12 protein-coding genes and 1 pseudogene are annotated in these 16,576 nt (G+C 67.6%); 4 read left to right on the forward strand and 9 right to left on the reverse strand.

Going from position 1 to position 16,576, the window contains the following annotated elements; genetic code table 11:
• Nucleotides 1–117 precede the first annotated feature (117 nt).
• From ABE422_RS02425 to ABE422_RS02455, 7 genes are read right to left on the reverse strand one after another with little or no spacing between them, the layout of a single operon-like run.
• Nucleotides 118–888, reverse strand: coding sequence for a 2,3-dihydro-2,3-dihydroxybenzoate dehydrogenase (locus ABE422_RS02425; protein ID WP_313212176.1), 771 nt, complete (start codon nt 886–888; stop codon nt 118–120).
• Nucleotides 885–4,796: an amino acid adenylation domain-containing protein gene (locus ABE422_RS02430; protein WP_346482390.1), complete on the reverse strand. Its 3,912-nt coding sequence runs from the start codon at nt 4,794–4,796 to the stop codon at nt 885–887. Before ABE422_RS02430 ends, ABE422_RS02425 begins: the two co-directional genes overlap by 4 nt.
• Nucleotides 4,793–5,044 (reverse strand): phosphopantetheine-binding protein, encoded by a 252-nt coding sequence (locus ABE422_RS02435; RefSeq protein ID WP_313212178.1) that lies wholly within the window; start codon nt 5,042–5,044, stop codon nt 4,793–4,795. Before ABE422_RS02435 ends, ABE422_RS02430 begins: the two co-directional genes overlap by 4 nt.
• Nucleotides 5,041–5,676: an isochorismatase family protein gene (locus ABE422_RS02440; protein ID WP_313212179.1), complete on the reverse strand. Its 636-nt coding sequence runs from the start codon at nt 5,674–5,676 to the stop codon at nt 5,041–5,043. Before ABE422_RS02440 ends, ABE422_RS02435 begins: the two co-directional genes overlap by 4 nt.
• On the reverse strand, nt 5,676–7,328 hold the full coding sequence (locus ABE422_RS02445; protein ID WP_313218492.1) for an AMP-binding protein: 1,653 nt from the start codon (nt 7,326–7,328) through the stop codon (nt 5,676–5,678). Before ABE422_RS02445 ends, ABE422_RS02440 begins: the two co-directional genes overlap by 1 nt.
• A 16-nt stretch (nt 7,329–7,344) precedes the next feature.
• Nucleotides 7,345–8,523 (reverse strand): isochorismate synthase, encoded by a 1,179-nt coding sequence (locus tag ABE422_RS02450; protein ID WP_313211943.1) that lies wholly within the window; start codon nt 8,521–8,523, stop codon nt 7,345–7,347.
• Nucleotides 8,520–9,719, reverse strand: coding sequence for an MFS transporter (locus ABE422_RS02455; protein ID WP_313211944.1), 1,200 nt, complete (start codon nt 9,717–9,719; stop codon nt 8,520–8,522). Before ABE422_RS02455 ends, ABE422_RS02450 begins: the two co-directional genes overlap by 4 nt.
• Before the next feature lie 549 nt (nt 9,720–10,268).
• On the opposite strand from ABE422_RS02455, the pseudogene ABE422_RS02460 reads away from it, so the two are divergent.
• From ABE422_RS02460 to ABE422_RS02475, 4 genes and pseudogenes are all read left to right on the forward strand, one after another.
• Nucleotides 10,269–12,572, forward strand: a pseudogene (locus ABE422_RS02460) (ribonucleoside-diphosphate reductase subunit alpha); the annotation flags it as partial.
• Nucleotides 12,573–12,653: 81 nt separating this feature from the next.
• Nucleotides 12,654–13,694 (forward strand): ribonucleotide-diphosphate reductase subunit beta, encoded by a 1,041-nt coding sequence (locus ABE422_RS02465; RefSeq protein WP_313211945.1) that lies wholly within the window; start codon nt 12,654–12,656, stop codon nt 13,692–13,694.
• 12 nt (nt 13,695–13,706) lie between these two features.
• Complete coding sequence (locus ABE422_RS02470; RefSeq protein ID WP_313211946.1) at nt 13,707–14,171, forward strand: flavodoxin; 465 nt, start codon at nt 13,707–13,709, stop codon at nt 14,169–14,171.
• Complete coding sequence (locus ABE422_RS02475) at nt 14,165–14,488, forward strand: thioredoxin family protein (RefSeq protein WP_313211947.1); 324 nt, start codon at nt 14,165–14,167, stop codon at nt 14,486–14,488. The genes ABE422_RS02470 and ABE422_RS02475 overlap by 7 nt, the downstream gene beginning before the upstream one ends.
• A 52-nt stretch (nt 14,489–14,540) precedes the next feature.
• Here ABE422_RS02475 and ABE422_RS02480 read toward each other — a convergent pair whose 3' ends face one another.
• Complete coding sequence (locus ABE422_RS02480; protein WP_346462699.1) at nt 14,541–14,852, reverse strand: DUF3817 domain-containing protein; 312 nt, start codon at nt 14,850–14,852, stop codon at nt 14,541–14,543.
• Nucleotides 14,853–14,965: 113 nt separating this feature from the next.
• Nucleotides 14,966–16,576: a ShlB/FhaC/HecB family hemolysin secretion/activation protein gene (locus ABE422_RS02485; RefSeq protein ID WP_346462465.1), complete on the reverse strand. Its 1,611-nt coding sequence runs from the start codon at nt 16,574–16,576 to the stop codon at nt 14,966–14,968.

A 16,576-nucleotide genomic window follows, 5' to 3' on the forward strand; every position in this document is an offset into this window, starting at 1 on the left:
AACGCGGCAGGCCGTTGTGATTGTTTCGGGTGAACCTTAGGCGAAGCGCTGCACCCCAAACTATGAATCAACTTGCATAAACGTGAATCTGCGGCGTAGTTCCGTTCTGGCCGCCGTTCAACCGCGCAGCGTTGCGCCACCGTCGACGTAGAGATCGCTCATCGCGATATGACCGGCCTGGTCGGAGAGAAGAAACATGACCCCGTACACGATGTCATTCGGGCGAGCGATTTTCTGCAGGGGAATGCCTACCTTGTATGTTTCCAAACTCCCTTCAATCACGCGCTGCTCGCCCTCGGGTCCGGCCCACATCCCGGTCTGCATCGGGGTCAGGGTTGAGCCGGGCGCCACGATGTTGCAGCGGATGCCGAGCGGTGCCAGTTCCAGGCCGAGGCAACGGGTAAACATGGTCGCGGCCGCTTTGGATGCGGCATAGGCGGCCATGCCGTGCCGGGGTACGCCCGCGGCATTGGAGCTGACCGTGACGATGGCGCCTTTCCGCCGCGGCGACATCACCCGTGCGACGGCACGCGAGACGTGGAACACGCCATCGGTATTGACCGCGAAGACGCGGCGCCATTGCGCGTCATCCGTCTCCACGACCGTACCGGTCTGCAGGACACCGGCCACATTGATGGCAAAGCCGATCGCACCGATCCTGGCTTCGATCCAGGTAACCAGTGCCTCCACCGCAACTGGATCACTCACGTCGAGCGCGCAGGCGTGGATGCGCGGCTGCCCTGCCCGCGCGGCGAACACGGGGGCCTCAAGATCCGTCGCGATCACGGTGCAGCCGCTGTCGTGAAGGTGCTCGGCCAGTGCCGCGCCAATGCCGCCGCCCGCGCCAGTGACCAAGGCGATGGTGCCGTCGAATCCGGTGAGTTTCATGCGGGTGTCCTGATCGTTTCAGAGCGCTGAAGCTGCGCATCGAGCCATGGCGCGATCTGCGCCACGGCATCGCGGCCGGTGAGTTCAGCGTGCAGGAAAGGAAGTTCAATCGCTTCGACGCTGGCGGCATGCGCCTGCCACAGGGCCGATTGCAGCTGCGGGCGGTCGAGATGGTCGCGGCCGGCACGGACGTGCAGCAGCGGACCGTCGTAAAGTGTGTGGTGATGGGCGCGGATCAGCCGGTTGGTGCCGGTGACCGCACGCACCACGCCATCGACGACCACATCGGGGAGGTTGCCCAGCGCGCTGTCGCCCCGGCGCAGGAACGCCAGGATCCGCTCACGGCTGTCCAGCTCGGGATGCGCCTCCGGGTCATGGCCGGCGATGGCCAGCAGGGCGCGCAGCGCGGCGATCGGGTCCGGCTCGGGTTCGGCACGCCAGCACTCGCTGGGATAGGCATCCAGCAGCGCCAGTACCCCGACCTCGTGGCCGAGCGCGCGCAGGTGCACCGCCATCGCCTGGGCAAGGATGCCGCCGACCGACCAGCCAAGCAGATGCACCGGGCCGGGCCGGCCCAGCGCGAGGATGCGCTCGGCATAGCTGGCCGCCAGTGCCTCGATGCTGGCCGGCAGTGGCTGGGCAGGATCAAGCACGGGCGACTGCAGGCCCTGCACCTCGCGGGCCGGGGCGAGCGCCCGGGCCAGGTCACGATAATTCCAGGCGATACCACCGGCCGGGTGGATCACGAACAGCGGCGCCAGCGCCGGGTCACCCGCGGCCAGCTGGATCATCGGCGCCAGCCCGTGATCGGTAGCCGCTGGCGGTGCGTCGATACGGGCGGCCAGCGCCGCAACCGTGGGGGCAGCGAACACCGCGCCGAGGCCTAGATCGCAGCGCCAGCGCTGCTGGATCGCCAGCAGCAGGTGCACGGCGCCGAGCGAGTCACCGCCCAGGGCGAAAAAGTCGGCGTCGGCACCGACCGCCCTGCCCAGCCCCAGGGTCTCGGCGAACAGCTGCGCCAGCGCCTGTTCGGTGCCGGTGCGCGGCGCCACACCCTCGGATACACGCTGCGCCGGGGCGGGCAGCGCGGCACGATCCAGCTTGCCGTTGGCGGTGACCGGCCAGTGCTCCAGTACAACGAATGCGCTGGGCACCATGTAATCCGGCAGGCGGGTGGCCAGGTGGGTGCGCAGCTCATCCGCCTGCGGGCTGCCCGCATTGAGGTAGGCCACCAGCCGCGGCTCGCCGGGGCGATCTTCGCGCAGCAGGACGTCGGCCCGGCTGACGCCGGGTGCCGTGCGCAGGGCGGCGTCGATCTCGCCAAGTTCGATGCGCAGGCCGCGCAGCTTGATCTGATGATCGTTGCGACCGAGGTATTCCACCGCCCCATCCTCACGCCAGCGCGCCACATCGCCGGTGCGATACAGGCGGTTGCCGGGCACGAAGGGATCGGCCAGGAAGCGCTCGGCGGTGAGGTCGTCGCGGCCGAGGTAGCCGCGCGCCAGCTGCACGCCGCCCAGGTACAGATCTCCTGCGACACCGGGTGGCAGCGGCTGCATCCGCGCATCAAGTACGTACAGCTGCGTATTCCAGACCGGGAAACCGATCGGCACGGGCTGGGAGGCGTCGTCGCGGTTGGCCGGCCACCAGCTCACATCCACGGCAGCTTCGGTCGGCCCATACAGATTGTGCAGCTCGGCCTGGATCGTGGCATGGAAGCGGTCGCGCAAGGCGGCATCCAGCGCTTCGCCACTGGTGAAGACCCGGCGCAGTTGCAGCCCACGGGCCGCTGGCGCGGCCAGGAACGCGGCCAGCATCGACGGCACGAAATGCAGCGTGGTGATCGAGTGCTCGCGGATCAACGCGGCCAGGGCGAGCGGATCGCGGTGCGCCTCGGGCGGTGCGACCACCAGAGTGGCGCCGCTGATCAAGGGCAGGAAGAACTCCCAGACCGAGACATCGAAGGTGGACGGGGTTTTCTGCAGGATGCAATCGTCCGGCTGGATACCGTAATGCGTGCGCATCCATTCCAGGCGATTGACGATGGCGCGGTGCTCGATCAGCACACCCTTGGGCTCGCCCGTGGAGCCGGAGGTGTAGATGACGTAGGCGGCATCGTCCGGCTGCGGCACGGTGCCGAGGGCGCCGTCACTGGCGTGCGGCCACTGCGTCGGCGGGAGCACGGTCATCCCGGGGAACCGGTGGCGGTCCTGCTCCAGCGCCAGTACGCAGACCGGCCCGGCCGAGCGCAGGATCCGCGCCAGGCGCTCATCCGGGTGGGCCAGATCCACCGGCAGATACGCGCCGCCCGCGCGCAGCACGGCGACCAGGGCGATGACCAGTTCAAGCGAGCGCGGCAGTGCCACGACCACCCTCGCCTCGCGGCCGGTGCCCTGCGCCTGCAGGTGCAGCGCCAGCGCCCGGCTGCGTTGCTCCAGCTCGGCGAAGGTCAGCTGCTGCGCGCCGTAGACCACGGCCACGGCGTCGGGCGTGCGCGCCATGCAAGCGGTGATCAGCGCGGCGAGGCTGACCTCGGGCACCGGATGTGCGGTGGCGTTGACCTCGTAGAGATAGCGCTGGGCCTCCTGCGGCGTACACAACGGCACCGAGGCGATGGGGCCACCGGCAGCCTGCACGTCCAGTGCGGCCGACACGAAATGCAGCAGGCGTGCGGCATGGGCCCGCACCTGCGCGCGGGTATACAGCGCCGGGTTGGCCTCGATCTCCAGATCGAGCACGGCGGCGCCATCGCCACGAAAGCCCAGCGTCACGTCGTCAACCGGGCCGGTGGACAGAATCTCCAGTGTCGCGTGCACGCCGTCCAGCTGCAGCGGCCGATAGAACGGCTGCACATTGACCAGCGGGCCATGCAGGCGACGCTGGCCACCGATCAAGCCGAGATCGCGACGCAGTTGTTCACCTCGGTAACGTCCGTGGCGACGGCCGCGCATCAGCCGCAGGGCGACGTCGCGCACGAAGGTGTCCACGCTGCCCTCGCCGGCCGTGACCCGAAGCGGCAACACGTTCATCACCATCGCCGGCACACGGGCCGAGACGCTGCCGAGGCGGCCCATGAAGGGCACGCCGATGATGGCCTCGGCTTCGCCGCTGATCCGGCGGCAGTACTCGGCGCCGAGCGCCGTCAGCAGGTCCGGCCACGGCTGGCCGATCGCGGCCGCGGCACGGTGCAGACGCTCGCGCAGGCCCGGATCAACGGGGTGTACGTGGCGCAGGGCATCCGGCGCGGCGGCAGCGAGACCGGCCTGCAGACCGGTGGCGGCCGGCGCGTCGGCCATGTGCTCATGCCAGTACGCTGCGTCGCGCGTGCGGCGCTCGCCGCCACGGTAGGCGGTGTCTTCATCAAGCGCGGGGGCCAGTGGTGCCAGTGCGGCATGTTGCGGGGTGCCTGCATACAGCGCGCAGACCCGCTCGGTGAGCAGACCCATGCCGTAGCCATCGGTGGCCAGGTGATGCACACGCAGATACCAGACGCTGCGCGCCGGGCCGAGCAGGAACAGGCGCTGCTGACTGAGCCGGTCGCGGGCGGGATCGACGGGGGTGAGCCGGTCACGCCGCATTGCCTCGCACGCGGCGGCGGCCGGGTCCGGCTGATCGCGCAGATCCACCACCTGCACGGTCGGCGCGTGCTGCGGGTCAACCCACTGCTCGGGCAGACCTTGTGCGCTCTCGACGATGCGCAGCGCCAGCGCGTCGGCTTCGCGCGCGGCCTGATCGACCGCGCGGACGAACGCAGAGACCTCAAGCGCACCCTCGATCCACACCGCATGGGCGGTGTTGAACGCCGGATTGTCCGGCGCCAGGCGCTGCGCATACCACAGCCCCGCCTGCGCCTCGCTCAGCCCGCGCACGATGGGCTCGGCCGCACCCGGCACCGCACGGGCATTCATGCGCTGGCCGCAGCCTGTGCCTGCAGGCGTTGCACCACCATCCACCAGCCGCCCAGCGTGGCGTGCTCGGCCAGGTGGCTGAACTCCAGTGCGATGCCGGTGTTGCCCCACGCCAATACCAGTCCCAGCACCCGCATCGAATCCAGCCCGAGGTCCATCAGATTCTCATCGGTGCTGATGTCCTCGGGCGCTTCGCCGATCATCTCGGCGACATCGGCGCGCATGCGCTCCAGGGTAAGTACGGTCATGCCAGTGTCTCCAGCAGGTGATCGGTGGTCATCGCAACGCCGCAGGTACGGGCGATCCAGTGCAGGGCCAGGTCATGATCGGCACGCGAGAAGTCGGCGACGGCATCGGCGGCGATGAAGCTCTCGATGTCGCGCTGGAAGCCCTCGGCGACGGTGGCCGTGCAGCCGATGTGCGCGTACACGCCAGTGACCAGCAGCTGGTCGCGGCCACGGGCGCGCATCATCGTCTCCAGATTGCTGCGCTGGAACGCGCTGTAACGGTGCTTGACCAGCACATGGTCGCCTGGCGCCGGGGCCACGGCCTCGACGATGGCTTCGTGGTCCTCGGTGGCGGACATGCCCGGGCCCCACAGATCGGCCTGCAGGCCACGGTCGCGGCGATCCTGGTTGCCCCGCTGGGCGGTGTAGAACACCGGAATGCCACGGGCGCGGCAATGCACGAGCAGGCGGGCGATGTTGGCCACGGCCGGTGCCAGCGGCGCGGCATCCGGCGCGAAGGCGGCCAGGAAGTAGCGCTGCATGTCATGCACCAGCAGCGCCAGGCGCTCGGTCCGGGGCTGCCAGGCGCCGCGCGGCGTGGGCAGTTCGGCGTGGGTCGGCAGCGGGTACGGTTGGATCCTGGGCAGCGCCATCAGCGCGTTTCTCCTGTCTGTTGCATGAAACGTTCGCGCAGCTGCGCACGCAGCTCGCGGCGGCTGATCTTGCCGACCGCCGTGGTGCCGAAGGCATCGACGAACACGATCTGGTCCGGCACTTTGAACGCGGCCAGGCCGCGGCTGCGCACCCAGGCCTTGAGGCTGGCAGCCTTGGTCGGCTCGCCCTGGGCAATGATGAAGGCGCAGCTGCGCTCGCCAAGGTAGGCGTCGGGAATGGAGACCACCGCCGCATCGAACACGCTCGGGTGCGCCAGCAGATGGTCTTCGATTTCCTCCGCCGAGATCTTCTCGCCCGCACGGTTGATGTGGTCGGTGGCCCTGCCCTGCACCACCAGATAGCCACCGGGGAGGCGCTGCACCCTGTCGCCGGTGCGGTAGAAGCCATCCTCGGTGAAGGCGCGCGCGTTCGCGGCGGGATCGTTGTGATAGCCGCGGATGGTGTACGGGCCGCGGGTAAGCAGATGGCCGGTCTCACCGTCTGCAACCGGGTTGCCGTGGTCGTCGACCACCAGCACTTCGTCGTCTTCGCTGATCGGGCGGCCCTGGGTGGAGACGATGATCTCCTCGCTGTCGTGCAGGCGGGTGTAGTTGACCAGGCCCTCGGCCATGCCGAATACCTGCTGCAGGGTGCAGCCCAGCCCTGCGATCACCCGGCGCGCGGCTTCCGGGACCAGCTTGGCGCCGCCGACCTGCACCACCTGCAGGCTGGAGAGGTCCTGCGTGGTCGTTGCGGCGGCCTGCGCCCACAGCAGCGCCAGCGGCGGTACCAGGCCGACACAGGTCACCCGCTCGCGCGCGATCAGGCCGAACGCGGTCTCCGGGCCGGCGCCCGGGCTCAGCACCACGCGGCCACCGGCGTACAGCGTGCCGAAGAACCCCGGCGAGCTCATCGGGAAGTTGTGCGCGGCAGGCAGCGCCACCAGATAGACGCTGTCCTGGGTGATGCCGCAGATCGCGTTGCTGGCGCGGAAGGAATACAGGTAGTCGTCGTGCGTGCGCGGAATCAGCTTGGACAGACCGGTGCTGCCCCCGGAGATCTGCAGGAACGCAACGGATTGCGGGTCAGGATCCGGCGGCAGCTGTTCGAGATCGCCCGCCAGCACCGCCAGCGCGGTGAACCCGGCCGCGTCACCGGCGATGATGACGTGCTGCACGTCGGGTACCTGCGCCTGCAGTTCGCGCGCAAGGGTGCTGTAATCGAACCCCTCGTAGCTGGAGGCAGCGATATAGGCATTGGCCTCGGCCTTGCGCGCGAAGTGCGCAACCTCGGTGAGGCGATGCGCGGGCAATGCATACACGGGAATCAAACCAGCGCGGAACAACCCGCAGACCACGGTCACGAATTCCGGCACGTTGCCGAGCTGCACCACCACCCGGTCACCCGGGATCAAGCCCTGCGCGAGCAGGCCGGCGCCGATGCGACCGGCCTCCTGCCACAGCTGGGCATAGGTGAGGCGCGTATCGCCGCCGACCACCGCGATATCACCGGCGAAGCGCTCGGCGCGTTCGCGCAGGAAGCCCGGAAAGGTCTCGCCGCGCCAATGGCCGGCCGCGCGATAGCGCGAGACCAGGGCCGGCGGCCATACCTGGCGCAGCGGCACCCGGGAAGAAGAGAAGGATGTGTTCATGGACAGCTCCCGCACATCAGAAAGGACGAACGTCATGGACGCCGAGCGCGGTCAGCAGGGCCATGAACTTGGCAGCCGTTTCGGCCACCTCGAGATCGGGTTGGGACTCGGCGACGATGCCGGCACCGGCATACAGGCGCACCTGCGTGCCCTGCACGCGTGCGCAGCGGATCGCCACGTACCAGTCACCATCGCCCTGCGCCTCGGTCCAGCCGACGGCGCCGGCGTAGAAGCCCCGTGCGACCGGTTCGGCCTGACGGATCAGCGCCAGTGCCTGCGGACGCGGCGTGCCGCAGACCGCCGGGGTGGGATGCAGCAGCGCGACCAGGGCGGCCGAGGACACCGAGGCATCCTTCAGCGTGCCGTGGATGCGGGTCCCGAGATGCCACATGGTGGCGGTGGCGTGCAGTGTCGGGCGCGGCTGTGCCTCGACGTGATGGCACAGCGGGGCCAACGCGGCCACGATGGCCTCGACCACATGGCGGTGCTCGTCATGGTCCTTGGCCGACGCCAGCAGCGTCTGCGCGGCGCGTGCATCCTCGGCGGGATCGGCCGAACGACGCGCTGAGCCGGCCAGTGGATGCGAGAGCACACGATCACCGCGCTTGGAGACCAGCAGCTCCGGGGTGGCGCCGACCAGCCAGGCCGGATCGGCGGCGCCCGCTGCGGGTACCGGCACCACGTAAGTCGCCACGCTGGGGTCTTTCCCCAGGCGCGCGGCCAGCACGCGCGGATGCAGCGGCTGCGCGGTGGTGACCCGCAGGCTGCGTGCAAGCACGACTTTTTCCAACGGGCTGTCGGTGCGCTGCAGTTCCGTGACTGCGGTCGCCACCGCCTCTGCATAGGCCTCCGCGGATGGCTCGGCGAGCACATCGCCGACCAGCGTCGGTGTTTCCACGTGGATCACCGTGGGGTGGCCAGTCACTTGATCCGGCTGATAGAGCGCATCGCCCTGCTCGGGATCAAACGGCACCGCCCCCACCAACAGGCGCGGGCCGGAGCGCGGCGCGGCGAAGAACGCGGCGACGCGCTCGGCCAAGGTGGCGGTGGCACCGGACGGCAGCCGCGCACGCACACCGTGCGCTTCCATCGCCTGCTGCGGGCTGCGCAGCAGGAAGTACGGGGCGTCGGCCGCATCAACGGTGGCGGTCTCGGCCAGCGCATCGACCACGCCGCTGGCGAGCATCTCGTTCATGCCGCACCCCGCGCGCGATGCAGCGCGGCAGAGAGCGCCAGGATCAGCAGCACCGCGCCCACCAGCAGGTACGGTGCGCTCGGCGACCACCGATACAGCAGCGTACCGATCATCGGCCCGACCACCATGCCCATGCCCTGCACCGAGGCGACCGTACCTGCGGCAGCGCCCTGCTCGTGCGCCTCCACCGAATCGGCCGCCAGCGCCTGGAAATTGGGGAACACGAAACCCATGCCGAACGCGGCGATCGCATAACCGGCCAGCAGCTGCCACGGCACGCTGACCAGCGCGACCGACGCAAAGCCCAGCCCGGAGATCAGCGCGCCGACCAGGATCCAGCGCGTCGGGCGGATGTCCTTGAGCTTCATCACCAGGCCCTGCGCGAAGATCAGGCCGACGCCGACGGCGGTCAGGGCCAGCCCGGCCATGCGTGCGCCGTCTGCCGGGGAGAGCTGCAGGCGGTCAATCGCGAAGAAGCCGACCGTCACCTGCGCGATGGTCACCGAGATCATCGCGGCGAAGACCGCCAGCAACGGCAGGCGCAGGCGCGCATCGCCCAGGCCCAGCGTCGGTTTGGGGCCGGTGTGCGTCGGCGCGACGGGCGGCGTGTTCGGTAGTCGCCACCAGATCATCAACAGCGACAGCAGCGGCAGCAACGCGGCGACATACAGCGTGAGCGAGAGATTCTGGTAGGCGATCCAACCGGCAGCGGCCGGACCCAGCACCATGCCCAGCGCATTGGCCGTGCCAAGCTTGGCCATCACGCTGCCGCGCTGCCCCGGGGCGGCCTGGTCGGCGATGATGGCCGCAGCGGTTGGCGGGACGGCGGCGTAGAACAGCCCGACCAGGGCACGCGTGCCGACCAGTGCCAGCACGGATATCCAGACCGCCGGCGGCGAGGTCAGCGCCACATCCACGAACACCGCCAGCGCTACATAGATTACGGCATAGGCCGCCAGTGCGATCAGCAGCACGCGCTTGCGCCCGACGCGATCGCTGAGTGCACCCCAGCGACGTGCCGACAGCATCCACAACACACCCGCCGCGGTGACCGAGAGGCCAGCGTGCCACTCGGCCAGGCCCAACACCCGCACCACCGGGCCGATCACGGACACGAACGCCATCATCGCCATGGTGCCGAGCAGCGCGGCGGAAACGAGGGCGGGCAAACCGGAAACGACAGGACGTGAAGACATTGAACACCACAGCCAATAAGAAGTTGAACCACGCGGTGCGCTGACGCGCGCGCGGTTCCGCCATCCGGTTGCGAACGCATCACCGCCATGTGATCTATCAAATGATAACGGCTCGCATTTGCGTTTGATAGTGCAATCTGTATGGGATGTTCATGTGTACAGGAGAGCCCCCCTGCGACAAAAAAGCACTACATATCCGGTTGACGATCCACCTTAACCCCACTATGTTGTGCTCATCGGCTCCCCGCTTCCGCCAGGCCCGGTGCATCGTCGCAACGCCGCGTTGCTGTTTGACGCCCCGTTGCGCCCACCTGACCGGCGCCTGGAAGCATGGCCCGTCGCCACCGATGTGAGCCTGCGGCGACGTATTCCTGCACACGCAGGGCCTGCCCACCAATCACGCCTTCTGTCCGGCTGCCGCACGGCGCTGCCGCGCTGCCTGCCGGGCTCTGCGCCATGCATGGAGAACGCATGAACACCGACGACACCGTCGCTTCGACCCTCACCCCGCCCACGGACACCCCCGTTGATGCGGCCCCCGGCAGTGACACGCTGTGGATCACCAAGGAGGGCGGCAATCGACGCATGCCGTTCGACCAGGCGCGGCTGCAGCGCACGGTGCACAGCGTGCATGCCGAGTTCCCCCAGCTGGACGTGGCCGATTACCTGCGCAGCGTGCTGGGGCAGATCGCGCGGCGGCAGCAGCTCAGCGCCGATGAGATGGTGGACCTGCTGATCCGCGAGGCCGAATCGCGCATCGACCTGACCGCGCCGGACTGGGAGCACTTCGCCGCCCGCCTTTACCTGCGGCGGCTGTACAAGCGCGCCAGCAAGAACCGGTTCTACGATGCCACGCTGAAGTACGGCTCGTATGTGGGGCTGCAGGAGAGCCTGGCCGACCGCAACGTCTACTCGATCGACATCCTCAAGGCGTATTCCAAGGACGAACTGGACGAGGCCGGGCAGATGATCGAGCCCGAGCGCGACACCTTGTTCGCCTACAACGGCCTGTACCTTCTGGCCACCCGCTACCTCGCCACCGATCACTCGCGCGCCGTCTACGAGTTGCCGCAGGAGCGCTGGCTGACCATTGCGCTGTACCTGATGCAGCACGAACACGAGCACGGCGACCGCTCGCGGCGGCGGCGCATGCTGCTGGTGCGTGAGGCCTACTGGGCGCTGTCCAACCTGTACATGACCGTGGCGACGCCTACGCTTGCCAATGCCGGCAAGGTGGGCGGCCAGCTGTCGTCGTGCTTCATCGACACGGTGGACGACAGCCTGCAGGGCATCTACGACTCCAACACCGATGTCGCGCGCGTCTCCAAGCACGGCGGCGGCGTGGGCGCCTATCTGGGCTATGTGCGCTCGGCCGGTTCCTCGATCCGCGGGGTGGCCAATTCCTCCGGCGGCGTGGTGCCGTGGATCAAGCAGCTCAACAACACCGCGGTGAGCGTGGACCAGCTCGGCCAGCGCAAGGGCGCGATCGCGGTGTACCTGGATGTCTGGCATCGCGATATCGAGGCCTTCCTCGATCTACGCCTGAACAACGGCGACCAGCGCCTGCGCGCGCACGATGTGTTCACCTCGGTGTGCCTGCCCGACCTGTTCATGGAAGCGGTGGAGCGCCGTGGCGACTGGTATCTGTTCGACCCGTACGAGGTGAAGCGGATCAAGGGCTGGTACCTGCAGGACTTCCATGATGAGCAGCGCGGCCAGGGCAGCTTCCGCGAGAAGTACGAGGAGGTCGTGGCCGACGAACGGATCAGCCGGCGCACCATCAAGGCCATCGACCTGTTCAAGCGGATCATGGTGAGCCAGCTGGAGACCGGCAATCCCTTCATGTTCTACCGGGATGAAGCGAACCGGAAGAACCCGAACAAGCATGCCGGCAGCATCTACTCCAGCAACCTGTGCACGGAGATCCTGCAGAACATGAGCCCCACCCGCATGATCCAGGAGATGATCAGCGGCGACCAGATCGTGACGACAAAACAGGCCGGCGATTTCGTGGTGTGCAACCTGTCCTCGATCAACCTGGGCCGCGCGGTGACGGCCGCACCGGACCTGCTCACCAGTGACGTGCTGGAGCGCCTGGTGCCGATCCAGGTGCGGATGCTGGACAACGTGATCGACCTCAACCAGCTGCCGGTGCCGCAGGCCACCATCACCAACCGCAAGTACCGCGCGATCGGCCTGGGCACGTTCGGCTGGCATCACCTGCTGGCCCTGCAGCAGATCGAGTGGAACGGAGTCCAGGCCGAGGAGTACGCCGATACCCTCTACGAGCGCATCAACTACCTGACCATCCAGGCCAGTATGACGCTGGCCAAGGAAAAGGGGCGCTACAGCGCCTTCGTCGGCAGCGACTGGCAGAACGGCGAGTACTTCCGCGCCCGTGGTTATGACAGCCCGGCCTGGCGTGAACTGGCGGCGCAGGTGGGCGTCAACGGGCTGCGCAACGGCTGGCTGATGGCGGTGGCACCGAACATGAGCACCGCCCAGATCGCCGGCTCCACGGCCTCGATCGATCCGGTGTACGGCGCCTTCTACTACGAGGAGAAGAAGGACTTCCGCCGCCCCGTCGCTGCGCCGGGCCTGTCGCTGGAGACCTATCCGTACTACGAGAAAGGCGCCTACCGGGTCGACCAGTTCGCCAGCATCCGCCAGAACGCCCGCCGCCAGCGCCACGTGGACCAGTCGATCAGCTTCAACCTGTACGTGCCCAGCACCATCCGCGCCAGCACCCTGCTCGCGCTGCACATGAGTGCCTGGCGCGAGGGACTGAAGACGACCTACTACGTGCGCTCCAACGATATCGACATAAGCGAGTGCGAATGGTGCAGCAGCTGACGCACGTCAGCCCCTTGACCTGTAGTGCCGGCCGTTGGCCGGCAACTCGCACTGCCCGAAGAGAAACAAGGACACACCCCGATGGCCATCCCCCTCGAACGCATCAAGATCCTCGAACCGCGCCACCCCAACCGCTCCACCGGCATCATCAATGGCCGCACCAGCGGCATCCTCAACTGGAACGACATCCCCTACCCGTCCTTCTACCGGGCGTACAAGGAGCTCTCGACCAACTTCTGGATTCCCGACGAAGTCGACATGAAGGGCGACGCGCGCCAGTACGGCGAGCTCAATGCGCGCGAGAAGAACGCCTACGACTCGATCATCGGCCTGCTCGCCACGCTGGACTCGCCGCAGACGCGCTTCATCTACAACGTTGCCGAGTACATCACCGATCCCGCCGCGCACGCCAATGCGGCGATCATCGGCCAGCAGGAAGTGATCCACAACGAAAGCTACAGCTACGTGCTCGCCTCCATCGCCGGGCTGGCCGACCAGAACCGGGTGTTCGAGATCGCCCGCACGCACCCGACCATCCTGGCCCGCAACGCGCCGATCATGCAGTCCTACCATGACTTCATGCGCGAGAAGACCGCCGAGACGCTGATCCGCGCACTGATCCAGTCCTCGATCCTGGAAGGCATCAACTTCTACTCCGGCTTCGCGTTCTTCTACAACCTGGTCCGCCAGAACCGCATGACCGGTACCGGCAAGATCATCAGCTTCATCAACCGCGACGAGCTGGCCCACACCAAGTTCATCAGCGAACTCATCCGCGCCATCATCGGCGAGAACCCGGCGCTGCAGGGCGAGCAGCTGACCGCCTACGTGCATGAGGCCTTCGAGCACGCCATCCAGCTGGAAACGCGCTGGACCGGCGAAGTGCTCGATGGCATCGACGGCATCGACGTGGACGAGATGATCCGCTACGTGAAGTACCGCGCCAACAAGATGGCCGGCATGCTCGGCATCGAGAAGCTGTACAGCGAGACCAATGTCAACGTGATGCCGTGGATCAAGGCCTACGCCGACAACTTCACCGAGACCAAGACCGACTTCTTCGAAATGCGCAACGCCAGTTACAAGAAGACCAACGCGGACAACGGATTCGATGACCTGTAAGGAGGCATGGCGATGCACATTCTGCTGGCCTTCGCCTCGCTGAGCGGCAACACCCGCGAGGTGGCCACGTTGATCCGGGCGCGCTGCGAGGCACTGGGGTACCGGGTGCACTGGGTCGACGTGGATGCCGTTGACGCGGCCGTGGCGCTGGCGGGAGAGCCGCCTGCCCTGTGCCTGGTCGGTTCCTGGACGGACAACGCCGGGCGTACCCCGGCGGAGATGAAGGACTGCGTGGCCGCGCTGCGTGATCGCTTCGGCATGCCACTGCCGTTCCCGGTGGCGGTATTCGGTACCGGCGAGACCCAATGGGGCGAGGAGTACTACTGCGGCGCCGCCCACCGGCTGGCGCGGTTCTTCGGCTCCCCGTACCCGGTGCTGGAGATCGAGCAGATGCCGCACGGCGCCGAAGACACCCACACCATCCACCACTGGGCCGACAGCGTGTTGGCCCGTACCGAGAGCCCTACGACATGCTGACCCTGCACGCCCAGACCGCCGAGGACTACCACGCCGCCGTGCGCGAACACCCCGCCCTGCTGGTGGATTTCCACAAGGACGACTGCCCAGGGTGCCGGATGCTGGAGATGTCGTTGGCCAGTGTCGCTGGCGCCATCGCGGATGCAGGGATGACGCTGTTGAAGGTCAAGCTGGAAACAGTCGGCGAGGGATTGTTCCGCGAACTGGGCTTGCGGCAGACGCCGACGCTGCTGGTGGTGCGCGACGGTCACGAAACGGCGCGGCTGGCGGGGTTCCAGTCGCCGAAGCAGATCCTGGCGGTGTTGGGGGCTGGGTGATGCCTGAAACAAGGAGGCCCCCGCAAGGAGCAGAGACCTCATTGCGCGTGCGTTATCGCACCGCTGCCGACAACAGCCCACGACGCTTGAACCACCACTCCAACGGCAGCGTCACCAGCGGTGGCACCGCCGCGGCCAGCGCCAGCAGCGCGGCCCACCACGGCCACCGCAGCCGGATCGCGGCGAGCACCGACACAACCACGTAGACCATGAAGGCCACACCGTGCACCGGGCCGAAGATCTTGACCCCGACCGGGGTCGGATCGGCCGCCCGGTACTTGAAGTACATGCCGATCAACAGGCCGGCCCACGTCAGGGCTTCGACGAAGGCGACCGTGGCGAACACGCGGCCCATGGGGCTGATTGGCAAGGCACGCTTCAAGATGGGCTCGGGGTCGTAACGGAAAGGACCCGCATCATAGCCAGCGAACGGTTTTGATGCGAATCATTCTCAGCATGCAGCGCCGGCCCTGCCGTTCACCAGCGTGCACTGATCCGGAAGTCGGCGCGCAGGCTGTCATCGTCCTGCAGCACTTTGTCCAATGGGTGGCCAAGGTCAAGGCTGTAGCTGTAGCGCTTGGCGAGCTGTCCATTCAGGCCGACGCCGACGCTGCTGATGCTGGCCGAGGTGGGATAGTCGCCACGCACCTCGCCGTGATCGAAGAACACGTAGACATCGTGCGCCTGCCGATAGGGCCGGTGCAGTTCGACGCTACCGAAATAGCCTTTCACCCCGGAGAGGGTGCCGCGAACATAGCCACGCACGCTGCCGATGCCGCCCACCTGGAACAGGTTGCTTGAGGGCAGGAAATCGCCGTTGGTGAACTGCCATCCCAACTGTGCCCGGTACAGCAGGCCGCTGCTGCCGATGCGCTGTGTCCAGCTGGTGGATCCGTTGGCGGTCGTGAAGGCACGCCCCTCGGCCAGCGTCTCATCGGTACGGATGCGCGACACGCCCTGATAGAACGTCCAGTCGTAGCCGTCATTGCGGTAGCCGGTGCTGACACCCAGGGTCACCGTGGTCGAATCGACCTCCGACACCCGCACATCACCGATATCGGACACGGCGTTGCTGCGCGAGACGTTGGCGATGGTGGACAGCAGCCAGTTCGGCGTGGCCACCCATGGCTGGGTGAAGTCCAGACCATAGCTGGTCGACTCGCCAGTGATGTCCAGGGCCCGGTATGCGCCGTCGATGATGTTGATCTGGCTGCGCGACACGCTGGCGCCGACACGGCCGTTGCGCGTGTTGACGATGCCGGAGTAGCCGATGCGCCCTTCCAGGCCACCGCGCGACCACGCCACCGAGCCGGCCAGCAGGTCACTGATACCCGCCAGGCCCCAGAACTGGCCATGCGCACCGTAGCGCTCGCGGCCCGTGGTCTCTACGCCGGAATTATCGACGAACACGCCCCAGTTGCTTCGGTCCGGCACCTCGGCCAGCAGCACGATATCGGTCTGGCCGGCGGCCTGGCCGGGCCGCATCAGTGCGCGCACCTGCAGATCGGTGGTGCGGTTGAGGTAGATCAGTTCATCGCGCAGGCGATCGCTGCGCACCACTTCGCCTACCGGCTGCCGCACCCGCCGTTCCACAAAGCGCACCGGCACCTTGCCCTCCCCGGTCACCTCCAGCGTACCCAGCGTGCCTTCCAGCAGGGTGACGTCAACGCGCCCTTCGTTGATCGACTGCTCGCGCAGAAGCGCGCGTGCCGTACTGATCCCGGCGGCCTCGTAAGCCGCATTGACGTCGGCCACCAGTGTTTCCAGCTCGGTCAGGTGGACCTCGCGCCCCTGGTAGCGGGCGGCGATCGCATCGAGCGTGGCCTTCGGCAGCAGCGCCGATGGACTGAAACGCACCTCGCGGAGCACGAAGCTGCCGCGGACGTCGGCCAGCCCGCTTTGCCCCGCCGGCGCAGTCGCCGGCTGCACCGGGTCCACCACCGGGCGCTCCGGCTGCAACGGCTGGCGCTGCTCGTAGTAGCCGTCAATGCGCTGTGCGGTGTCCTTCCCCGCGGTGCCACTACTGTTCTGTGCATGTGCAAGACAGGGAAGCAGCGCGCTGCCGATCAGGAACATCCCTCGGTACAT

The organism is Stenotrophomonas sp. TWI1151, from assembly GCF_039673135.1.
Lineage (GTDB): Bacteria > Pseudomonadota > Gammaproteobacteria > Xanthomonadales > Xanthomonadaceae > Stenotrophomonas.

Coding starts and splice junctions, on each gene's coding strand:
- ABE422_RS02425 (WP_313212176.1), bottom strand. CDS start 888: ATGAAACTCACCGGATTCGACGGCACCATCGCCTTGGTCACTGGCGCG.
- ABE422_RS02430 (WP_346482390.1), bottom strand. CDS start 4,796: ATGAATGCCCGTGCGGTGCCGGGTGCGGCCGAGCCCATCGTGCGCGGG.
- ABE422_RS02435 (WP_313212178.1), bottom strand. CDS start 5,044: ATGACCGTACTTACCCTGGAGCGCATGCGCGCCGATGTCGCCGAGATG.
- ABE422_RS02440 (WP_313212179.1), bottom strand. CDS start 5,676: ATGGCGCTGCCCAGGATCCAACCGTACCCGCTGCCGACCCACGCCGAA.
- ABE422_RS02445 (WP_313218492.1), bottom strand. CDS start 7,328: ATGAACACATCCTTCTCTTCTTCCCGGGTGCCGCTGCGCCAGGTATGG.
- ABE422_RS02450 (WP_313211943.1), bottom strand. CDS start 8,523: ATGAACGAGATGCTCGCCAGCGGCGTGGTCGATGCGCTGGCCGAGACC.
- ABE422_RS02455 (WP_313211944.1), bottom strand. CDS start 9,719: ATGTCTTCACGTCCTGTCGTTTCCGGTTTGCCCGCCCTCGTTTCCGCC.
- ABE422_RS02465 (WP_313211945.1), top strand. CDS start 12,654: ATGGCCATCCCCCTCGAACGCATCAAGATCCTCGAACCGCGCCACCCC.
- ABE422_RS02470 (WP_313211946.1), top strand. CDS start 13,707: ATGCACATTCTGCTGGCCTTCGCCTCGCTGAGCGGCAACACCCGCGAG.
- ABE422_RS02475 (WP_313211947.1), top strand. CDS start 14,165: ATGCTGACCCTGCACGCCCAGACCGCCGAGGACTACCACGCCGCCGTG.
- ABE422_RS02485 (WP_346462465.1), bottom strand. CDS start 16,576: ATGTACCGAGGGATGTTCCTGATCGGCAGCGCGCTGCTTCCCTGTCTT.